General features: G+C 36.5%; 18 protein-coding genes and 2 pseudogenes. 17 read left to right on the top strand and 3 right to left on the bottom strand.

Translation table 11 applies throughout. The features are described 5' to 3' along the window. The first annotated feature begins 12 nt into the window (after window positions 1-12). From ACYQ73_RS07215 to ACYQ73_RS07205, 3 genes are all read left to right on the top strand, one after another. A complete protein-coding gene (locus ACYQ73_RS07215; RefSeq protein WP_460011850.1) occupies window positions 13-1,248 on the top strand; it encodes an MFS transporter in 1,236 nt (411 codons plus the stop codon). Between the two features lie 16 nt (window positions 1,249-1,264). Beyond that, entirely contained in the window at window positions 1,265-2,449 is a 1,185-nt protein-coding gene (locus ACYQ73_RS07210) for a serine hydrolase domain-containing protein (RefSeq protein ID WP_460011849.1), read from the top strand. A gap of 102 nt (window positions 2,450-2,551) precedes the next feature. Further along, window positions 2,552-2,932 carry a YidH family protein gene (locus tag ACYQ73_RS07205; RefSeq protein WP_460011848.1) on the top strand — a complete coding sequence of 127 codons (381 nt, stop codon included), beginning with the start codon at window positions 2,552-2,554 and terminating at the stop codon, window positions 2,930-2,932. 134 nt (window positions 2,933-3,066) lie between these two features. Here ACYQ73_RS07205 and msrA read toward each other — a convergent pair whose 3' ends face one another. Next, window positions 3,067-3,591 (bottom strand): peptide-methionine (S)-S-oxide reductase MsrA, encoded by a 525-nt coding sequence (gene msrA, locus ACYQ73_RS07200; protein WP_460011847.1) that lies wholly within the window; start codon window positions 3,589-3,591, stop codon window positions 3,067-3,069. 176 nt (window positions 3,592-3,767) lie between these two features. Between msrA and ACYQ73_RS07195 the strand changes: the two genes are divergently transcribed. The 7 genes and pseudogenes from ACYQ73_RS07195 (at window position 3,768) to ACYQ73_RS07165 (ending at window position 9,400) form a co-directional block, all read left to right on the top strand. Then, window positions 3,768-4,718, top strand: coding sequence for an LCP family protein (locus tag ACYQ73_RS07195; RefSeq protein ID WP_460011846.1), 951 nt, complete (start codon window positions 3,768-3,770; stop codon window positions 4,716-4,718). Between the two features lie 64 nt (window positions 4,719-4,782). Next, window positions 4,783-5,982 carry an AI-2E family transporter gene (locus ACYQ73_RS07190; RefSeq protein ID WP_460011845.1) on the top strand — a complete coding sequence of 400 codons (1,200 nt, stop codon included), beginning with the start codon at window positions 4,783-4,785 and terminating at the stop codon, window positions 5,980-5,982. 187 nt (window positions 5,983-6,169) lie between these two features. Further along, complete coding sequence (locus tag ACYQ73_RS07185; protein WP_460011844.1) at window positions 6,170-6,697, top strand: TetR/AcrR family transcriptional regulator; 528 nt, start codon at window positions 6,170-6,172, stop codon at window positions 6,695-6,697. Between the two features lie 73 nt (window positions 6,698-6,770). Continuing rightward, the gene (locus tag ACYQ73_RS07180) at window positions 6,771-7,964 is read left to right on the top strand and encodes an MFS transporter (protein WP_460011843.1); all 1,194 of its coding nucleotides are present in this window, start codon (window positions 6,771-6,773) and stop codon (window positions 7,962-7,964) included. A gap of 71 nt (window positions 7,965-8,035) precedes the next feature. After that, window positions 8,036-8,119, top strand: a pseudogene (locus tag ACYQ73_RS07175) (DUF2798 domain-containing protein); the annotation flags it as partial. Between the two features lie 388 nt (window positions 8,120-8,507). Further along, window positions 8,508-8,888, top strand: a complete 381-nt coding sequence (locus tag ACYQ73_RS07170; protein ID WP_460011842.1) for a hypothetical protein — start codon at window positions 8,508-8,510, stop codon at window positions 8,886-8,888. Between the two features lie 41 nt (window positions 8,889-8,929). Continuing rightward, entirely contained in the window at window positions 8,930-9,400 is a 471-nt protein-coding gene (locus ACYQ73_RS07165) for an NUDIX hydrolase (RefSeq protein ID WP_460011841.1), read from the top strand. A 31-nt stretch (window positions 9,401-9,431) separates the two neighbouring features. Here the strand turns inward: ACYQ73_RS07165 and ACYQ73_RS07160 are convergent, their stop codons facing one another. Further along, window positions 9,432-10,607, bottom strand: coding sequence for an aminotransferase class I/II-fold pyridoxal phosphate-dependent enzyme (locus ACYQ73_RS07160; RefSeq protein ID WP_460011840.1), 1,176 nt, complete (start codon window positions 10,605-10,607; stop codon window positions 9,432-9,434). A gap of 403 nt (window positions 10,608-11,010) precedes the next feature. Here ACYQ73_RS07160 and ACYQ73_RS07155 point away from each other — a divergent pair, with 403 nt between their 5' ends. Then, window positions 11,011-11,826, top strand: a complete 816-nt coding sequence (locus tag ACYQ73_RS07155; RefSeq protein ID WP_460011839.1) for a P-loop NTPase family protein — start codon at window positions 11,011-11,013, stop codon at window positions 11,824-11,826. 46 nt (window positions 11,827-11,872) lie between these two features. Here the strand turns inward: ACYQ73_RS07155 and ACYQ73_RS07150 are convergent, their stop codons facing one another. Beyond that, window positions 11,873-12,667, bottom strand: a complete 795-nt coding sequence (locus tag ACYQ73_RS07150) for an enoyl-CoA hydratase/isomerase family protein (RefSeq protein ID WP_460011838.1) — start codon at window positions 12,665-12,667, stop codon at window positions 11,873-11,875. A 344-nt stretch (window positions 12,668-13,011) separates the two neighbouring features. On the opposite strand from ACYQ73_RS07150, the gene ACYQ73_RS07145 reads away from it, so the two are divergent. The 6 genes and pseudogenes from ACYQ73_RS07145 to ACYQ73_RS07120 all read left to right on the top strand — a co-directional run bounded on the left by ACYQ73_RS07145 (window position 13,012) and on the right by ACYQ73_RS07120 (window position 20,071). After that, entirely contained in the window at window positions 13,012-13,887 is an 876-nt protein-coding gene (locus ACYQ73_RS07145; protein WP_460011837.1) for a tyrosine-type recombinase/integrase, read from the top strand. Between the two features lie 1,045 nt (window positions 13,888-14,932). Continuing rightward, window positions 14,933-15,568, top strand: a pseudogene (locus ACYQ73_RS07140) (response regulator transcription factor). A 1-nt stretch (window position 15,569) separates the two neighbouring features. After that, the gene (locus tag ACYQ73_RS07135) at window positions 15,570-16,679 is read left to right on the top strand and encodes a sensor histidine kinase (protein ID WP_460011836.1); all 1,110 of its coding nucleotides are present in this window, start codon (window positions 15,570-15,572) and stop codon (window positions 16,677-16,679) included. 174 nt (window positions 16,680-16,853) lie between these two features. Then, window positions 16,854-17,789 (top strand): ABC transporter ATP-binding protein, encoded by a 936-nt coding sequence (locus ACYQ73_RS07130; protein WP_460011835.1) that lies wholly within the window; start codon window positions 16,854-16,856, stop codon window positions 17,787-17,789. A gap of 15 nt (window positions 17,790-17,804) precedes the next feature. Continuing rightward, on the top strand, window positions 17,805-18,926 hold the full coding sequence (locus tag ACYQ73_RS07125) for an ABC transporter permease (RefSeq protein WP_460011834.1): 1,122 nt from the start codon (window positions 17,805-17,807) through the stop codon (window positions 18,924-18,926). Continuing rightward, complete coding sequence (locus tag ACYQ73_RS07120; protein WP_460011833.1) at window positions 18,926-20,071, top strand: ABC transporter permease; 1,146 nt, start codon at window positions 18,926-18,928, stop codon at window positions 20,069-20,071. The genes ACYQ73_RS07125 and ACYQ73_RS07120 overlap by 1 nt, the downstream gene beginning before the upstream one ends. The last annotated feature ends 523 nt before the right edge of the window (window positions 20,072-20,594 follow it).

Below are 20,594 nucleotides of genomic sequence, written 5' to 3'. Positions count from 1 at the left end.
GAGTGAATAAAAATGCAAGTATATGCTGCTAATAAAAAGCGTAAATCCATTATTATCATTTTACTATTTATTGGAATGGTATTAAGTTACATTGATAAAACATCAATGAACGTAGCCATCATTCCAATTCAAAACGCTTTGGACCTAAATTCTTTTGAATCAGGTTTAGTTTTAAGTATCTTCTTTTTCAGTTACGCTCTGATGCACCCAATAGGGGGATGGCTTACCGATAAGTATGGTGCACGAAATGTGCTGGTTTTTTCCATTTTAGGATTTTCGTTTTTTACGGCACTTACAAGTCTTGCCTGGTCATTTATCTCACTACTTTTAATACGTTTCCTATTTGGTATAGCGGAAGGCAGTGTCTTTCCTGCAAGTATGAAATCGATTTCTGACAACTTTGGCGAAAATGAAAGAGGAAGGGCCAGTTCATTCTTTCTTTCTGCACAAACTGCAGGTGGTGTGATAGGTTCCGTAGCAATAGGTATTTTGTTAGTTTCCTTTGAGTGGAGGTGGATGTTTGTTAGCATTGGGATTTTAGGAGTTTTTATAGCATGGGCAAGTTGGATTTATCTAAAATCTCCAGAAGATCAGCGAATAAGTAATAAGGAACAAAATAAAAAGAAGATTCCTTACAAAATGGTATTTAAAACTGATAATTTCTGGAAATTCTTTATCGCAAAATTTTTTTCTAATATCGTGAATTGGGGAATGATTACTTGGATTCCTTCTTATTTGGTAAGTAAAGGTTTGGACTTGTTATCTGCAAGTGTCTTGATGGCCATCCCGTATGTTGCTTCCTTTATTATGTTTAATGTAAGTGGCTTGATTTTAGATAAATATATGACTGGAAGAGAAAAATACTTAGCAATGGGAGGATTACTATCTTCCAGTGTCTTTCTATATTTGATGTTTAATGCAACATCTGTCTCTCTCGGGATTGTTTATTTGACTTTCAATGCTATTTCCATCTCGTTTATCGGAACTTCATTATACACGATGATTATTAAGTATTCAGATAAGGAATTAACTGGTTCTGTGACAGGATTTGTTTCCTTTAGTGGACAGATTGCTGGGGGGGTCTCACCAATGGTAATTGGGTTTGTTCTTACTATTTTTAACGGATCTTATACGGCTGTTTTTTGGTTTTTAATCGCTTCTGCACTGGCTGGGGCAATTGCAGCATTTACGATTAATAATAAAGGTAAAGAATCAAAAGATGATGTGCTTATAGAGCCATCTTTCTAAATAGGGAGAGATTGTTATGCTGAATTTAACAACAAAAAAAATGCAAGCTTTTCCGCCAAATTCAGCGGATATCGTGACGAAGGATAATTGGTTTACTTCAAAAAAAAATTTGCAAGGGTATTGTCATAGCGGTGAACTGAGTCCTTGCCGTATTATCTGGAGAGGAAGCCAGAAACCCACCACATTATCATATGCTAACGATTCATTAAATCTGGCAAATATATACGTAAATAAGGATGAAAGTGTGTTAGCGTATCTTGAAAGAACGAATACAGATGCTTTTTTAGTGTTATATAAAGGAAAAATTATATACGAGAACTATTTTAATGGGTATAAATCGTATCAGCCTCATGCATTGAACTCTGCTACAAAGTCATTTGTCGGATTGATTGTTAGTTTACTTGCTGATGAAGGGGTTTTGGATTTAAATCAAAGGGCATCCTTTTATATTCCTGAATTAAAAGGAACAGGACTTGGTGGTGGAACTGTTCAGCAATTGCTTGATATGCAAGTTCCTGTGAAATATATGGAAGCTAACACGCCAATGGGAATAGGCCGTGGGACACCAATTTTTATTGCATCTGGCTCAATGCCAAAACCTGATAACTATAATGGACCTGAAAATCTATATGAATTTATGATATCAAGCAAAGAAGATATACGTCCTGGTACTGTATTTAAATATGAAAATGGGCAAACAGAAACGTTGGGCTGGATTATCAAACGCTTAACAGGAAAAAATTTAGCAGAATTAATTCAAGAATTTATATGGTCTAAATTGGGTGCAGAAGAAAATGCTTTAATGCACTTAGATCAAATCGGTACAGATATAGCAAGTGGCGGTATGCGGGCTACATTGCGTGATTTGGTACGTTTTGGTGATATGATGTGTAACGATGGTTACTATAATGACCAACAAATTATTCCAGAGCATATAATTAGGGAAATTCAAAAAGGGGGGAACGCAAAATTTCTTGCGGAAAGTACCCATAATTATCTTTCTGGATTCTCCTATCATAATCAATGGTGGGTTAGCCATGATCGATATGGAGGATTTTCTGCTCGAGGCAAGTTTGACCAGCGAATTCATATAACATCAAAAGCTGATACAGTCATTGTAAAATTATCTTCTTATCATTCCCCTAAATCAGAAGGAACAGATGCTTATCAAGCGATAACAGAATTTTTAGTAAAGCAATAACATCAGAGCTTCATGAGGGCTGAAGCTTTTAAAGGGACTATCTAAGGGTTATGTTCACAGAATACAAGACTTTCAAAAAGGGATAGGGAAGGGTTATCGTTTATGGAGGCTTTAAATAAATGGACAGAAGATAGTGTAAAATATGCACAGCAGCATTTAGCAAATGAAAGAACGTATTTAGCTTGGATACGGACTAGCATATCTATTGTTGGTGTAGGATTTTTGACCACTTCTTTGCATTTTACGAATAAAGTTAAGTCGACTCATTATATTCATATCGTAGCCATATGTCTTGGTATCTTCGCCTGTATCATTGGTTTTATAATAGGAGTGTTGGCTACTTTTCAATATTCAAGGAAAAGGAAAGAAATCCAGGATGGTATATTTAATCCTTCAAATCGTTGTATTTTTATTATTTCTTGCCTTTTTTCCCTCTTAATTTTCATTATTTTTATGTATCTCTCCTTTTTATTATTTTTGTAGGCTATTAATAGCGTGCGGTACAAGGAAGACGGCTACTTAATAAGGTAGTATATAAACATAAAAACACGTATTTTGACTAAACATCATTCAAAATACGTGTTTTTTAGTTTGCTATTTTCATTTCAATGAAGGAATTACTCTTTATCCCAATGCTCATTGATGAACTGATCTCGACCAGAAATTGCTCGGTCCTTCTGATAATGCCCAGACTCTTTTTTATAATAGTCCTGATGATAATCTTCCGCAGGGTAGAAGTACTTGGCATCGCGAATTGTGGTTACAATAGGTTTATCAAAGCGACCACTTTTTGCTAGCTTTTCCTTGGAAGCTTCTGCAATGCGCTTTTGTTCCTCTGAATAGGTAAAGATTGCTGTCGTATATGATTCACCACGGTCATGGAATTGACCATAAGCATCCGTTGGATCGATTTGCATCCAGTAAATATCAAGGAGCTGTTCATAACTAAAAACACTAGGGTCGAATTCAATTTCGACTACTTCTAAATGGCCAGAAGTTCCTTTTTTGACATCCTCATAAGTAGGGTTGTCTAAATGGCCGCCCATGTAGCCAGAAGTGACCTTATGTATACCATCCCATTCAACAAATGGCTTAACCATACACCAAAAACAACCGCCAGCAAACGTAGCTTTTTCGATCATGTTCATCATCCTTTCTTTCGTGAAAATATTATAGCATTATTTTGTTCATAACTGGCAAAATGGGTGTAAAATAACCTATAAATAGTTGTTGATAGGATTCGCAACATCATATAAAATGAACCTTTCTTTATATGGAATCGTTACATTAACTATAAAAAATAGAGGAGTTAACAGTTATGGAAGAGCAAGATTATTCAAGACGCTCACAACGTCCAAAAAAACGTCGCTTGCGTAAAGGGAGAACATTGTTCACATTGTTATTACTTTGTGTCATTGTGATTGCAGGTTATGCAGTTATGCAATATCGGAGTGGGCTAAAATTGGCAAGCGAAACAAAGGTAGCCCAAGAGGATTTCACCGGGGATCCAGTAAAAGGCGATGTTGAAAACTATTTATTATTAGGAATCGATACTCGTGGTGAAGAAAAATCACGTACAGATACAATGATGGTATTATCTTGGAATAAGAAAACAAATGATGTTAAGCTCGTGTCACTAATGCGAGATATTTATGCGGATATTCCAGGTTATAAATCCTATAAGCTTAATACGGCATACTATTTAGACGGTGTTCAATTATTAAAGGATACGATTGGTAATATGTTTGGACTGCCGATTAATCATTATGCAATTATCGATTTTAAAAATTTTGAATCACTTGTAGATATTATTGCGCCAAATGGCGTTGAAATCGATGTAGACAAGGATATGTCTGAAAAAATTGGCGTTTCATTAAAACAAGGTGTGCATAACTTAAACGGTAAAGAATTACTTGGCTTTGCCCGTTTCCGTCACGATGAAAAAGGGGATTTTGGACGAGTGGAACGTCAGCAAAAAGTTATCGAAGCCTTAAAGAATGAAATTTTATCGCCTCAAAATATGTTGAACTTACCAAAATTCGTTGGTGCAGCGCAAGGTTATATAACTACGGATTATTCATCAGCAGGGGAGATTCAACAAGTACTGAAATTGGTGTCAAAAGGTAAAGTCAAAATAGAAAAAGCAACTATTCCAGTTGAAGGTAGTTATAGTTTCAAAAGCATTAGAGGTGTAGGGGATTCAATTGTTATTGACGTAGAAAAAAACAAAGAATTTTTACGCAATTTTTTAGGCATTTCCCTAGAGTGATTTTTCGCAAAATCCAACATATTCCTGTACTATATGGATATAGGATTTGTATTGGGGTGAGTAGATGGAAAAAGAAAGACCAAAAGAGCGTTCGAACTTCTTTTCAACGAAGTTTATTCGCTTTTTAGGTGGTAAAAACTTATTTTTTACACTGATTATTTTATTATTGCTAGCATGTGTTATTTTTATGTTTCAAAAGGTTTCCTTTATATTTACCCCGCTAAAAGTTTTATTTGAGGTAGTTATTCTACCAGGGGTACTTGCCATTATTGGGTACTATTTATTACGTCCAATAGTAGGGCTTTTTGAAAGATGGCGGATCCCAAGAGTGTGGGGTATCTTTTTCCTATATATCATTCTGATTGGTATAATAACGTTATTAGTAGTACTTGTCTATCCGTTTTTACGAGACCAGTTTACTAATTTAGCACAGGAATTCCCGGGATATTTTATGGCGTTTACACAAAATATTGCGGATTATCTGAATAATGCACGTATCAACGAGTACCTAGATAAAATTAATTTAAACTATGACGCAATGGTGAAAAATTTTACTACGGATATGGTGGAGACGGTAAAAGATACGGCTGCGAATTTAGCACAAGGTGTGGCTTCTGGTATTACAGGCTTCGTTTCAGCCTTAACAGGAATTGTTTTATCATTAGTAACGGTGCCATTTATTTTATTTTACTTACTTAAAGATGGCGAAAAACTACCAAGCTTTATTTTAAAAATGTGCCCGCCACGTATGCGTAAAGAAGTACACGCAATTTTCCATGACATGGACAAGCAAATTAGTTCCTATATCCAAGGACAAATTTTAGTGTCAATGTGCATAGGTGCCATGGTGACTATTGGCTTTTTGATTATCGGTATGAAATATGCCTTATTACTTGGATTCCTAGCTATGATCACGAGTGTGGTACCATACTTAGGACCAGTTATCGCCATTACACCAGCGGTCATTATCGCACTTGTCACATCGCCATTCATGCTTATTAAGCTAGCCATTGTTTGGACGGTCGTGCAGCTCATTGAAGGGAAATTCATTTCTCCACAAATTATGGGTAAATCACTTAGTATCCATCCAATTACAATTATTTTCGTGTTATTAACGGCTGGTTCATTATTTGGCGTTCCAGGTGTCATTTTAGGGATTCCGGGCTATGCCATTATTAAAGTGCTTGTAACACATTTATTCAAGCTATTTAAACAGCGTTATAATCGTTACGAGGATGAGATGCATCAAAAATATGATGTGTAATAAGAAGCAGCTACTGCGAACGTGCAGTAGCTGTTTTTTATAAGGTGCTATGTTAAAAACTAAATTGTTTTGTAATAATTATACTGGACTGTTCGTTCCGGAAATATTATACTATTTTTATTGAAAGGGGGAATTAACCATCGGACGTGCAAAAGAGTTTGATAAGGAGTGCGTACTCCATAAGGCGATGTTAGTTTTTTGGGAAAAAGGTTACGATGCAACAAGTATTCCGGATTTGTTAGAAGCTATGGAATTAAGCAGGTCAAGTTTGTACGAAACCTTCACGGACAAACAGACACTTTTTGTTGAGGCAATACATCATTACAAAAAAATCGGACGAAATAAACGCAATCTCTTGGTAAATGCGCCGTCTGCGAAAGTTGGAATACGGCAGTACTTTGATCAGCATATTACTTCCGCATTTGATGATGATTTGCCCAAAGGATGCTTCATTACAAACGCAACCATTGGTTTGGATTCGCCGGATGAACAACTACGTAATTTGATACGAGACGGTTTTGAGGAATTAGAACAGTCTTTCTATGTACTTTTAAGTAAAGGACAGCAGACGGGAGAAATCGACCCAAAGAAAGATATTAATGCTCTATCACACCTATTGCTTAACCTTAATCATAGTATCAATGTAGTATCCAAGGTGAAAACCAACAAAAAAATTATTTATGACATGATGGATACTGTAATTGAGATGCTATAGACAAATTTTTTTAACATTTTTGGAATGATCATTCCGATAAATATAACCTAAATAAAATAAAGGAGATTCTACTATGAGTTCAATCGCAAAACAAAAAATGGAGAAACCTGTTTCATCGTGGATTATACTCATTCTGGCCATAGCTTGTGGCGGGATTGTTGCTAATCTTTATTATGCGCAGCCTTTGGTAGGACCCATCAGTTCTACACTCGGATTATCTTCCGGGGCAGCGGGCCTTATCGTCACACTGACTCAAATTGGTTACGGAATCGGATTGTTATTGATCGTTCCATTGGGAGATATCCTTGAAAACCGAAAACTTGTTGTTACGTTATTGCTCTTCACTGCAGTCGTGTTGGCGATTGCTGCTGTAGTAAAAAGCGCTACGCTATTTCTTGCAACTTCACTGTTTATCGGGTTAGGCTCAGTCGCTGCTCAGGTACTCGTACCGTATGCAGCTCATCTTTCGCCTGATGCCACACGCGGCCGCAATGTGGGTAATGTTATGAGTGGTTTATTACTTGGTATCATGTTAGCTCGTCCAATATCAAGTGTTATGACGGAGTTTATGGGCTGGCGCGCTATCTACGTCTTTTCCGCTGCAATAATTTTTGTTCTGGCTCTTGTATTAGTAAAGTTGCTTCCTGCAAGGCAGCCGATGACAACAACACAATATCCAACACTGCTGGTATCTATGTTGCATTTACTCAAAACTACACCAGTCCTGCAACGAAGAGCATTCTATCACTTTTGTGTGTTCGGAACTTTTAGTTTATTCTGGACAACTGTTCCTTTGTTATTGACTAGTCCAATTTTCCATTTTTCCCAAAAAGAAGTTGCGCTATTCGCATTGGTTGGAGTATCTGGAGCGGTAGCTGCACCTATGGCAGGCCGTTTAGCCGATAGAGGTTGGGTTCGACCAGCTACAGGATTAGCTTTAGCGTTAGTTATCATTTCAGTAATTCTACCCCTTATGATCCAAAGCGACTCAACTTTGGCATTAGTAACCTTGATAATTTCAGCCATTCTTTTAGACATGGGGGTTTCTGCTAATCTAGTCCTTGGTCAACGCGCTATTTTCTCATTGGGAGCAGAGTTTCGAAGCCGACTTAATGGTTTATACATGGCAATTTTTTTTGGTGGCGGTGCTGTAGGTTCTGCGACAGGAGCATGGGCATACGCTATGGTTGGCTGGAAAGCAACATTAATGATAGGAATAGCTTTACCGACCATTGCGATGATTTATTATGCGACGGAGAAAAAGTAATTGAACTACGGGTGTTGATATTTATAAAATGATGCTACATAATAAAAATGGGTTGTATATGAAAAAACAGGGTTGCATTTTTAGCTTCTAACTTACTACCTTTTGTAGTTAAAAAGGTAATGAAAATGTTCACATTTATTGAGTATGATGCTTAAGAATAAAGTGAAATACTATGTCAGCTATAGATAAATCATCACAACTTTATTTCAAATCCACAACAGACAAAATTTTGGACTCGTCTCCTCAATCCATTAGAAAAACAACAAAAGCGTGTAAATCAGTTCCACGTATCCATTTCTTTATGCTACTTTCATAGATCAGCACAAACTGGTGATCCATGAAAGTCTGCTTGTTCCCAACATTATATTGGCCTCCAATAAATATTTTTGATTTAATATTTTACTCATGTATTTATCAAGAAATTCTTTTATTCTGCATCACATAGGAAAGAAAAATATGCTGAAGCAGTATCCATTCAATTTAAATCTGCTGTAAAATAGGAAAGAGAAGGTGTTTATGGATATTTGTAGAAGGAGGTGCTTTATGAAAAAGGTGTTTTTAATAATCGGAATAATCTTTTTCCTTGTTGGAGCATTCGTATTTTACAACAAACTCTATCTCCCATCACTCCCTATAGAAAATATAAGCAAAAAAGCAGTTATAGAAAAAATAAATGACTCCGAGACACAAATGGTTAAATTGTCGAACGAAAACGGTCAAGAATGGTATGTGATAAAGGAAAGAGATACATCTGTAGCTGATGAAATGATCAAAGAAATGCTTGATCAAAACAGTTGGATTTTCAAACAAAAGGATGGTAATGGACTCTTCTTTGAAAGACATGGCGAAAGCTTGATTGTGTCGACACAAAAGTGGACTGTTGACTATTTGTTAGTGAAAATACCAGTCAATTTTAACGAATAAGAGCGTTGTATAAATGAAACTTACATATAAAGGAGGATTTTATGGGATATATAAAGGATTTGCGTAAAGTAGTTGGAACTCGACCATTAATTATGTGCGGTGCTTGTGTATTAGTCATTAATAGTCGTCAACAGGTTTTATTCCAACTTCGGAAAGATAATGGATGTTGGGGGTTAATTGGGGGATCAATGGAGCTGGGGGAAACATTAGAGCAAGTTGCCCATCGAGAATTATTTGAGGAAACAGGACTGAAGGCAAAAAGTCTACAATTAATCAATACGTATTCTGGACAAGATTTTTATTATCAATATCCGCATGGTGATGAAGTTTATATCGTTGTTACAGCATTTGAATGTAAAGAATATAGTGGCCTCCTTGTTCATGATCAAAATGAGGCAACAATGCTACAATATTTCTCTTTAGATGATTTACCCAAAAATATTAGTCCGCCTGATAGACCAATACTTGAAGATTACATAAAAAGCAATAGCAAAAACCCTTCCAACCATTAAAGTTAGAAGGGTTTTCAGATTGTTTACACAATTATTTTTGTGATGTAACTTGCACTTGTGCTAAACGATCAACAGCTTCCTGTAACAATTCTTTTGGTTGTACTAACGCTAAACGTAAATAACCTTGTCCAGCTGAACCAAATACTGTACCAGGGACTGTCACGATACCAACTTGTTCAATTATTTTAAAGGCAAGCTCTGTGCAGTCAATATCGTACGGATATTTTGCCCAGACGAACATGCCACCGTCAGAAGGGGCAGCATCCCATCCTAAGTCACGTAAGCCGTTCATCAATGTTTTATGGCGTTCTGAGAATGTGGCGCGTAGGCCTGCTGTAATTTCCTCTGCATTATCAAGTGCTACGACCGCTGCATCTTGAATTGGCTCGAAAATACCGAAATCTAAATTAGATTTTAATTGTTTTAAGATCGAAATCATTTCAGCATTACCTGCGATATACGCGATTCGTGTACCAGCAAGGCTAAAGCTTTTCGATAATGAGTTAATTTCCATTCCAACCTCTTTTGCTCCAGGAGTGGCTAGGAAGCTAATTGGGCCATCACCAGTAAAGTAGAACTCAGAATATGCCGCATCATGTAAGACGATGATATTATACTTTTTCGCAAAGGCAATTACTTTTTCAAAATAAGCTAATGAAGGCATTGCAGGCACTGGATTACCTGGTAAGTTTAAAATTAGTAGCTTTGCTTTTTGTGCAATATCTTCAGGAACAGCGTCTAAGTCTGGTAAATAATCGTTATCAGCTGTTTGAGGCATATAGTAGGGGGTTGCACCTGCTAGATGAATTCCTGCATCATAGGCTACGTAAGCTGGGTTTGTGGATAATACGATATCTCCTGGATCACAAAACGCGATTGGTAAATGCACTAATCCTTCTTGAGAGCCAATTGTTTGAATGATTTCAGAAGCGGGATCTAAATCTACATTGCTACGACGTTTATAATAACGACTAACAGCTTCATAAAAGCGTTGCGTGCCTGTTAATGTATAGCCGTAGGATTCTGCTAAGCCCGCTCTATACGATAAATGCTCGCGAATTTTAGCGTCAGGGGGGAGGTCTGGACTACCTAAGCTTAAGTCAATCAATTTCATGCCTTTCGCTTCCTGTAACTTGGCATGATTTTTTAAATCTCCGAAAATTGCTGGTGTAAATAAAGACATTTTTTTAGATGGTACGATTTTCAAACTAGTACACTCCTTATAGTTCTATAACAGAATAGTAGTTCACATTTTATCATACTAAAACACATAAAGGGAAAGTTATTCTGAAAAAAGAATATATTTCTATATTGAAGAAGATGTATGCGTAGGCTAGCGGAAATAATTTACTTTTTTCAGCAAAATGCTGAAAGAAGTAAAAGCCTCCAGCGGATGTCACGGAATCAGAAAGGAGTTCATAAAGGATGTTAGCCTAAAATCACCGCATCCATGCGATAACGGCTAACTGACCTGCATCCTGCAGGCTTAAGCACAAAGCCGATTCCGGACGCAATTATGCCAAGGCATAATTGATAATGAGGGAATAATAATTTTTGGCGGAAAAAGTGATATGTTTTTGCTATCATGAAATAGAAAGGAGCTGTTAGTCATGAACGTTTATTCTTTAAGTGGTCCAAGTGGAACAGGGAAAAGTACAAGCGCACTAGTTTTCGCTCATAAAATCGGGGTAGAGGCTTTAATTGACGATGGTCTTCTCATTATCGATGGTGTGAAAGTAGCGGGAATCTCCGCAAAATTTGAGAAAAATACGATAACAGCCGTTCGTCGAGCTATTTTTACAGATGATACACACCGCGAGGAAGTAAAAAAAGCACTTGATACATATAAGGTACAGTCAATTTTACTGATTGGCACATCCGATAAAATGACAAAAACGATTGCCCGACAGCTAGAGCTTGGTCCTATCGATCAATATTACTATGTTGAAGAAGTGCGTTCCCAAAAAGAAATTGCCAAAGCTCGCTTTATTCGACAGACTCAAGGGAAGCACGTCATGCCAATACCGTATCGACAAGTCGAACAAAACTTTTTTATACGACTCGTTCAAAGAGGGATGGAGATTTTCTCTTCAAAGCGTGAAAAAATAGGAGAGACGACGATTGTTCGCCCTGATTTTCAACAAGAGTATATCGATATTGGGAAGCATGTTTACGTGCAGTTACTAACGTATTGCTGTGCTAAGCAAGATATTGTACACAAAGTCGAGCACGTACAATTCGTTTTAGGTGATCTAGCGCAAGCAACAATTATATTACAGCTAAAGCTACCCATTAATTATTCCTTACCAGATCGATTGTATGCATTACAAAAAATGATCCAAGAGGAATTTCATCAACATTTTGGTTATGAATTAGATGCGATTCATCTCAACATTAAATCGGTAGTGTTAAAAAGAAAATCCTAACAAACAGGTACTCCATTCGCATGAGGGCGAGTAGAGTACCTGTTTGTTATTTTGATTGACGTGTAAAGTGAGGTTGACGTTTTTCCACAAAGGCACGGCAACCCTCTTCAAAATCTTTACCAACAAACGGTGTTGAACCTTGCCATAATGTTGGAGCACTGTCCACGCATTCTTGCACAGATTTCTTCACAGCTAGTAAAGATTCAGGTGACATTCCGGCAACAAGCTTACCCATGCGAATCATGTATTTATTTAAGTCTTTCTCAGTTACTAAGTAGTTAAGCATGCCAAGCTTGAAGGCTTCTTCAGCTTTAAACATACGGCCAGTAAATACTAAATCCTTTGTTGTAGCAGGGCCAACAAGTTGAACTAAACGCTGTGCAAATTTGTTATTTAAGGTGATCCCTAATTTACCGACAGGGATTCCTAGCTTTGCTTTTTCAGAGCCGATACGGATATCACAAGCTAATGCAAGCTCTAAGCCAGCGCCCATTGCAGGACCATTAATTACGCCAATCGTTGGAATTGGTAAACGCTCAATTGTGGAAATCGTTTTTTCCATATGTACAAATGCTTCTTCGGCTTTTTCAAGAGAAATGGCGTTGAATTCTTTAATATCAGAGCCGGCTGTAAAGTTTTCGCCAGAGCCGCGTAAAATCAATACTTTATTTTTTGGATTTTCTAATACTCGTAGTGCAATTTTAGCTAATTGATCCCACATATTTGCTGTAAGTGCGTTTTTAGCCTGTGGGCGGTGGATTGTAATAATGGCTAGCCCGGCTGTTTCTTGATAAATAATTTTTGCGTCTTCTGCTTCAAGTCGAGTTGTTTTTACTTGCATACTTGAAAAGCCCCCTACAAATTTTAGTTGATACACTTATTATATAATACAAACGGTAATAAACACTAAATTATACGAATTTTCATGTAAATAAGTCCTGTTATACAAGAATAATGGCATTTTAAAGAAATTGTACTACAACAGCGAGTGTGAAATTACTATTGTAAGAAAGTAAAAAATATGAGACACTGCTAGCGGACCATTTGAACAGTGGAAGCAGGATAGTGTTTGAATACTACAGATTATCCGACATTACAATTTATATAAATTAATAATAAACGAACGCACCCAAAATATAGTAAACTTAAACTAAAACACGCACAGTTAACTAAGGAGGGAACAAGATGGTCACATTAGTGGACGCATGGAACAGCTATTTTTTACTATTAAATTCTTTAAAGAAAAGTACTGCTACTAAAAAGCAGTACAATATAGATGGACAGCAATTTTTAGCGTTTGCTCATGACAATAACTACTTATATGTGGATCATCATTTAAAAGGATTATTATATGTATATAGTAATTATCTGAAAGAGACCTATACAAATGTCAACACATTTAATCATAAAATTGCTACATTACGGGGCTTTGTAGACTTTGTCTTTTTAAGAGAGTGGGTGGAGCCATTTGACTATGAGGGCATTTTACAGCCAAAAAAGAGGCAAAAAGAGGCTTTAACATTACTGACAAATAAGCAATTGATGCAAATAGCAAATGTCTGGCCAACCTATTTTCGGTACGCTAAAACTATGGAGCATGCATGGCTAGCAAGACGTAATGGCTGCATCGTCCAAATACTGATGGAAACTGGATGTAAGCCAGCAGAACTTGTACGTATGAAATGGGCTCATATTAACTTTGATGCATCTGTAGTTTACATTGCTAACAATAATGGACGTAGAGAACTAAAGCTTTCACCAATATTAATGGATATGCTCACGCACTATAAAGAAGCAACAGAGGAATTACATGAAGAAAAGTTAGGAGAATGGCTTTGGGTAAGCGAGGCTAGTCAATCAAAAGCCATTTCAACGAAAACAATTGAGCGAATTTTCCAAACGATGTCAAAGGATATCGGTACAAATGTGAGAGCTACGGATTTGCGCTACACTGTCATGCAAAAGGCATTTCAAAGTGAAAAAACAATAGAAAATATTCAAGAAAAGATGGGTTATGTACGAAAATGGGTGCTTACTGAAAGGCAAGGGCGTTTTGAATAAAGATGGTTTTTTAATAAAAAAATAGTTCAATAATAGAGGCTATCATGGATTACTTTAAAAGTAAGGCATTTGAGAAACATAGAAAAAATATATATAGCAGATTACAACAAATACCTTATGCTAAAAGTCCGGTTGGTTGGACTTTTAAGGGTAATTTTAGTATTGGTGGATTTAAATATTTCGGCTTTGATTAATCATCCGATTTATTACTTGTCGTATCTAATAATGGTAGAGGGATTATAGATTTAGAAAAGTAGAAAAAAAGTCTAGAGATTATTCAGATGACTTTGACTTAGATGAAACCTTTTTAATTTGTGAAGGCTTTGACATTTTAAAAGATAAATCAATAAAATTGGCAGGCAAATATGGTGGAGGTATACTGCCAATCAGTAATAAATTTGGGGATAGTTTACAAAGAGTATTTCCTCTATACTCTTGTGAAGATATAATTTAACAACCTGCGTTTGAGGACTGTTTGGTCGAAGGACACAATAAAAATTGTGTTCGCATTTATAGAGGATTTTTGTATTGCTATGGATTTTCATTTAGTGGTAATTATTTTGTAGTTGCAGGTGACGGTGGTATTTTATTTTGGGAGAGAGATAATGCCGAGGCATAATTAATAATATGTACTTTCATTTATTCTTTAAATAGCAATGAATAAATGCACTTAAAGTAAGGGGGACGATTGTTCAATTAGAGCAATGCTTCTTGTGCTAACGGTGCAGGTAACTTGATGAAAGATGTCTGTTTTATCATTTAACAATAGAGATAGGCGTACAATCGAAAATAGGTAATACAATTTCATATTAGTTTCGGTGAACCGTACCATAAGTAAATGAGATTTTATAAAAGGCGATTGCTACTAATCTATAGCAATCGCTTTTAGCTACTATAAGCGTCTGTCTTAACTCACATTTTGTCGAATTCATCGATATATGGGAACTGTTTTTATTTTCAAATTTTTACCTAAAAGTCGAATATTTTCTAACGCATTATTAATGCATTATGATACCATATGATAATGGAAGAGGATGGTGAGAAAATGAAAATCAAAGTGCTGATTGCTGATGATAATTCCTTTATTCGTGAAGGAATGAAAATAATATTAAATACATATGAAGAATTCGAAGTGGTAGCTACGGTAAATGACGGGCTAGAGGCGGTGGATTACTGTAAACAGCATGAAATCGATGTGGTCTTATTAGATGTGCGGATGCCGAATATGAATGGTGTGGAAGCAACCAAATTAATTAGTTAACAAACAAAGACAAAGCCGTTAATTATTACTACTTTTGATGATGACGAGTATATTTTGGATGCCATTAAGAATGGCGCCAAAGGCTATTTATTGAAAAATAATGACCCGGAACGAATTCGTGAAGCGATTACTAGTGTGTATAATGGCAATAGCATCATGCAGGACGTTGTGTTGGAGAAAATAAAATCCAATTTGATGGAAAATAAGCAGGAAAGTAAAGTAGATACGAGCATGTTTAGTGAGCGGGAATTGGATATTATGGCTTTAATAGCAAAGGGGTTTTCAAATAAGGAGATTTCCAAACAACTTTATATTTCTGAAGGAACGATTGCCAACTATATTACTTCTATTTTTAATAAAACGGGGTTGAGTCATCGCACGCAAATTGCGATTTACTTTTTAACGGGAAGAATTCACTAACATGGAATTCTTCATCATTCTTAATAAACTCATATTATTAGGATATTTGTCGCTCTGGTTTATTCATGTCACATTCCCGGTTCAGAATATCCCCTGGATTATTTTTTCCCTTCTGCTGTATTTGATCATCAATATTGTGCTCTATATCGTGAAGCGACAAAGGATAAAGAAGGTTGTTCTATTGCTCTCACTGGTCCAAATTCTTTTTTCCTATTATAAGGTACATCCATTTTTTATCATTCTGCTGCCGTTAAATCTATGCGAATTTTTTTCTATTAATCTGGAAAAACGGTTTATGATGCTAATCTTGGTATTTCTGCCGCTTATTTGGCTTCAAGATGATTTAAGTTTTCAATATGGACTGGTGGCAGCTCTAAGTTGTCTCATTTATATGATGCTTCTGCAGTTTGTTACACGACTGCAAAGGCAAGAGGATCAATTGGATATGATGAGGAAAAATCTTCAGAAGATAACGAAAAACTTGAATGAAAATAATGAATTTATCAGGCAATCTGAATATACGTTTAAATTGGAAGAGAGGAATCGCCTTGCTCAAGTATTTCATGATAAAATTGGCCATTCGATGACCGGCGCACTCATTCAAATGGAGGCGGCCAAGCGGTTGGTGGGATCTGATCAGGTGAAAGCTCTAGAATTGCTGCAAAATGCTATTAATATTTCAAAATTGGGTATCGAAAATATCCGAATGACCCTGAAAAATTTAAAGCCATCTACAGAACAAATGGGCATAAATCGGATGAAATTATTCATAGAAGAGTTTTCTGCCAAACATTCGATGAATATGCCCTTTGTTTATAAGGGAAATATGGAACGGATCACCCCGATTCAGTGGAAAATTATTCAGGAAAATTTAACAGAGTCCTTAACAAATGCCCTAAAATATTCGGAAGCGACGACGGTTTCCATTGAAATTCACGTCCTCAACACGATGATCAAAGTGGAAGTGAAGGATAATGGAGTTGGAATCCAAAAGGTAAAAAAAGGGCTTGGATTGATTGGAATGGAGGAACGAAGCGCATCAATCAACGGAAAGATTATTGTGGACGGAACAGATGGCTTTTCAGTAACGATGTTAATTCCAATCCAATAAACAATATAATTGTGGAAAATAAAAATACACATGGTGTCTGAACCACTGTTCCAATGAAAAAGGTAACCAAAAAAATATGAAATTTTTCATGTGAAAAGGATGAATTGTTGCACTTATGCGGCTTCATCCTTTTTTTTATAATGAAGACAGAAAGTTAACGAGGGGTGAAATCATTTGAAGGTACTTGAAGTGAAAAATTTAACAAAAAAGTTTGATGATTTTCTTGCTGTTGATAATATATCTTTTTCCATAAGCGAAGGTGAAATTTTTGGGCTTTTAGGACCCAATGGTGCTGGAAAAAGTACCACTATAAATCTGATTGCTGGGCTCCTGCGCTGCAGCGAGGGTGAAATTAACGTTCTTGGGAAAAACAGCGGGAAACACAGCCGCTTTGCAAAGATGAATATCGGGATTGTACCACAGGATTTGGCGATCTATGAAGAACTCACTACTTTTGAAAATGTGAAATTTTTTGCAGGATTATATGGGCTAAGAGGGGAGGAATTAACAGCTCTGGCTCAAAAGGCATTAGAATTTGTTGGCCTGCTTGATAAGCAGAAGGAGTTTCCGAAGAACTTTTCCGGCGGGATGAAAAGACGGTTGAATATTGCTTGTGCCATTGCCCATCGTCCGAAGTTGATTATTATGGATGAGCCAACGGTCGGAATTGACCCGCATTCGCGGAACTATATCCTACAATCGATTCGCAAGTTAAATGAGATGGGATGCACGATTATTTATACAAGCCACTATATGGAAGAGGTGGAGGAAATCTGTACACGGATTTCCATTATGGATCACGGCAAGGTGATTGCGGAAGGCACGAAGGAGCAATTAATCGCGATTATTACCAATACAAAGGATATTTGGATTGAGGCAAAATCGATTGAACAAATCGATTTAGAGAAGATCAAGGAAATCAATGGGGTAAAATCTGTCCTTTTGGAAGAGAACCTGATCAAAATCAATTCGGAAATAGACGTAAACAATTTAAATAATATTCTTTTGTATTTAATGAATCAAGGGATTGAAATCAGTTCACTGGAGGAAAAGGAACCGAATCTGGAAACCGTATTTCTAACACTTACTGGAAGGAACTTAAGAGATTAGAAGGAGGTTATTTCTTTGAATGTACTTAGCATTATTTGGAAGCAAATTAAAGTAAGCTTCCGGGATTACCATACATTTATATTAATGATGGCTTTTCCCATTGTCTTGATGTTGATTCTTGGTTCCGCCTTATCCAAAGATTTTGATCATATAATAAAAGTCGACAATGTTCATGTCTTATATAGAACTACTGCTAGCTCAGAGATTTCTTCCTATTTTCAAGCGTTTATCAAGGAAGCTAAAGATACCGGCATTAATTTTAAGAAGGCAGCTGACGGGGTGAATGGGGAAAAGGAGGTAGAAGGAAATCACTACACTGCCTTTGTTGAGGTGACCAATGAAGGACTCAAATTATATGGCAGCAGCCAAAATAGCATCGAGGAAAGTATTCTCCAAGGAATGCTGACCGCATTTGCTGATAAATATAATCTTACGGCTGCGGTAGCAAGTGTTGATCCAGCAAAAGTCAGTACTGTTTTAGCAAGCCCGGCCAAGCATGATTTTATAGAAGAAACGTCACTGCAGTCAACGAAGGAGCCCGGTTCGATGGACTACTATGCGATAGTAATGACGACGATGATTGCCCTTTATACGGCGCTGTATGGAATGGGACTTCTTCGCGATGAAAGAGTCAATCATACTTCGATTCGATTATTGGCTGCCCCGATTCGAAAAGGTGAGATTTTTCTCGGGAAAATTATTGGCTGTGTTCTTGTTAACATGATCTGTATTATTGTAATTATCATCTTTAGCCACTATGTGTATAAAGTGGACTGGGGAAGCCATATTGGGTGGATTCTTCTTATCCTAATATCGGAAGTATTTCTGGCGGTCAGTTTCGGCCTTGGTGTTAGCTATGTGGCAAAAACACATGAGGCTTCAAGAACAATCATCATCCTGGTGGTTCAGGTTGCGTCATACTTTGGTGGCGCCTATTTCAAAATTGAAGGTACCACGGGGGCACTTAAATTTATAGCGGATTTATCCCCGCTTACATGGTCAAACCAGGGGATTACGAAAATCATCTATGCTAATGACCTATCGGCTGCGATGCTGCCAATCACCTTAAATCTTGGGATTTCGCTTCTATTTTTAACGATTGCCATCATTTCATTCCAAAGAAGGGAGGGATTATGATGAAAGATATAATCTGGCTGATGAAGAAAATTCTTAGTGTGGCTTTTAGAAAAAAAGGAAATATTTTTCTATACTTTGGTGGGCCGCTCATTGGAATTGTCATTGCCTTTATGGCTTATGTAGGAAGCGGCCAACAAGCACTGAAAGTTGGGGTAATCAATCATGACTCGGGGCAGATTGCGGGAGATACAGTAAATTTTCTAAAACACTTGAAAAATATGGACCTGGTCAATGTCAATGAATCTTCTATGAAGGATCAAATTGCTGCAGGGCAATTTGATTGTGCTATTATTTTGGACGAAGGATTCTCGGAAAGTATTCAAACCGGAAACCCGGATCATATACAGCTGGCCTCGATTAAAGGAGCTGAAGTTACCGGCTTTGTAAAATCATATCTTTACCAGTATCTTGATAATGTTATGGCCTTAAATAAGGCTGCAAATGGTGATCAAGGTGCGTATCAAAAAATGTCTGCCCGCTATCAACAGGCTGATTTCAAGTTTCATGTAGAGACACTGCAAGATACCTCAAAAGGTAAAAATATGACGAATCGGACCATCGGCTTTTTGTTAATGATTATGCTAATATCAGCAGGAAACTTTGCGACAATCATTATGAAGGAAAAAGAAAATCGTACCTATTTCCGTTTGTTATCAACGCCGATTAATGCCAGGAAGTATGTACTTGCGAATATCGCTGTCAGTATGCTGGTAATGGTTGCCCAAATCATTTTTACGCTACTGGTTATAACGAATATCTTCCATATTGAGATGCATGTGTCCATTTGGCAAATGTCCATCATTTTAATCTTGTTTGCTTTAGTGGCAGCAGGTCTATCGCTAATGCTCATTTCCTTTTCTAACAGTTCCGGGATGGCGAGTGCGCTGCAAAATTTAATCTTGACACCATCGTGTCTCTTGTCAGGTTGTTTTTTTCCTTTTGAAATTATGCCGAAGACCATCCAGAAAATTGCCAACTTTATGCCGCAACGATGGGTACTTGATACTATAAGCCAACTACAGCAGGGACATGATTTTGTCAGTCTTTACCTTAATTTTTTGATTCTACTAGCGTTTGCCGCCGTATTTTTTCTAGTCTCGGTTTATAAATTTGGCCGAAATAACGATGTTCGAAATTTTGCATAAAATAGTTTATAAATTTTTATAAAAAATGCAGCTAGAACTTGGTGCAGTGAACCGTATCATAAATAGAGTCGGTTTTAAAACATAGTTAGAGGTGATACAAATTAATGTATCACCTTTTAGATCGTTTACTTACTAAGAGGAAACATTTATATGTTAATGAATTTATAAATATGATTACCTTTATCCAATAACACTTATCAATATTCCTTCAGAAGAACCCTATAATTGACCGGAAATAATATTCAGAATTATAGAAATTTAAATAATTTCTATAAATAAAAGACTCTAAAAATTCCTGAATTTTCTCTGCTGATCTAAAAATTTTTATGCTTACAATATGTTTTTTTGACGTATCTATTAACAAATTTAATAGGAGTTCATTCTATTATTATTAATATAAAACCGTTAGTGTATTATTATTCATTTTTTATAATAAATATAAAATGATACGCTTAGTATTTTTCTGTGCTAAACGATAAATGAATTATATCTCATAACGATTAATCAGAAAAAGTATTAAAAA

The organism is Lysinibacillus sp. CTST325, from assembly GCF_054665055.1.
Note: the sequence above shows the minus strand (reverse complement) of the source record. Positions and strands in the feature narration are given on the sequence as shown.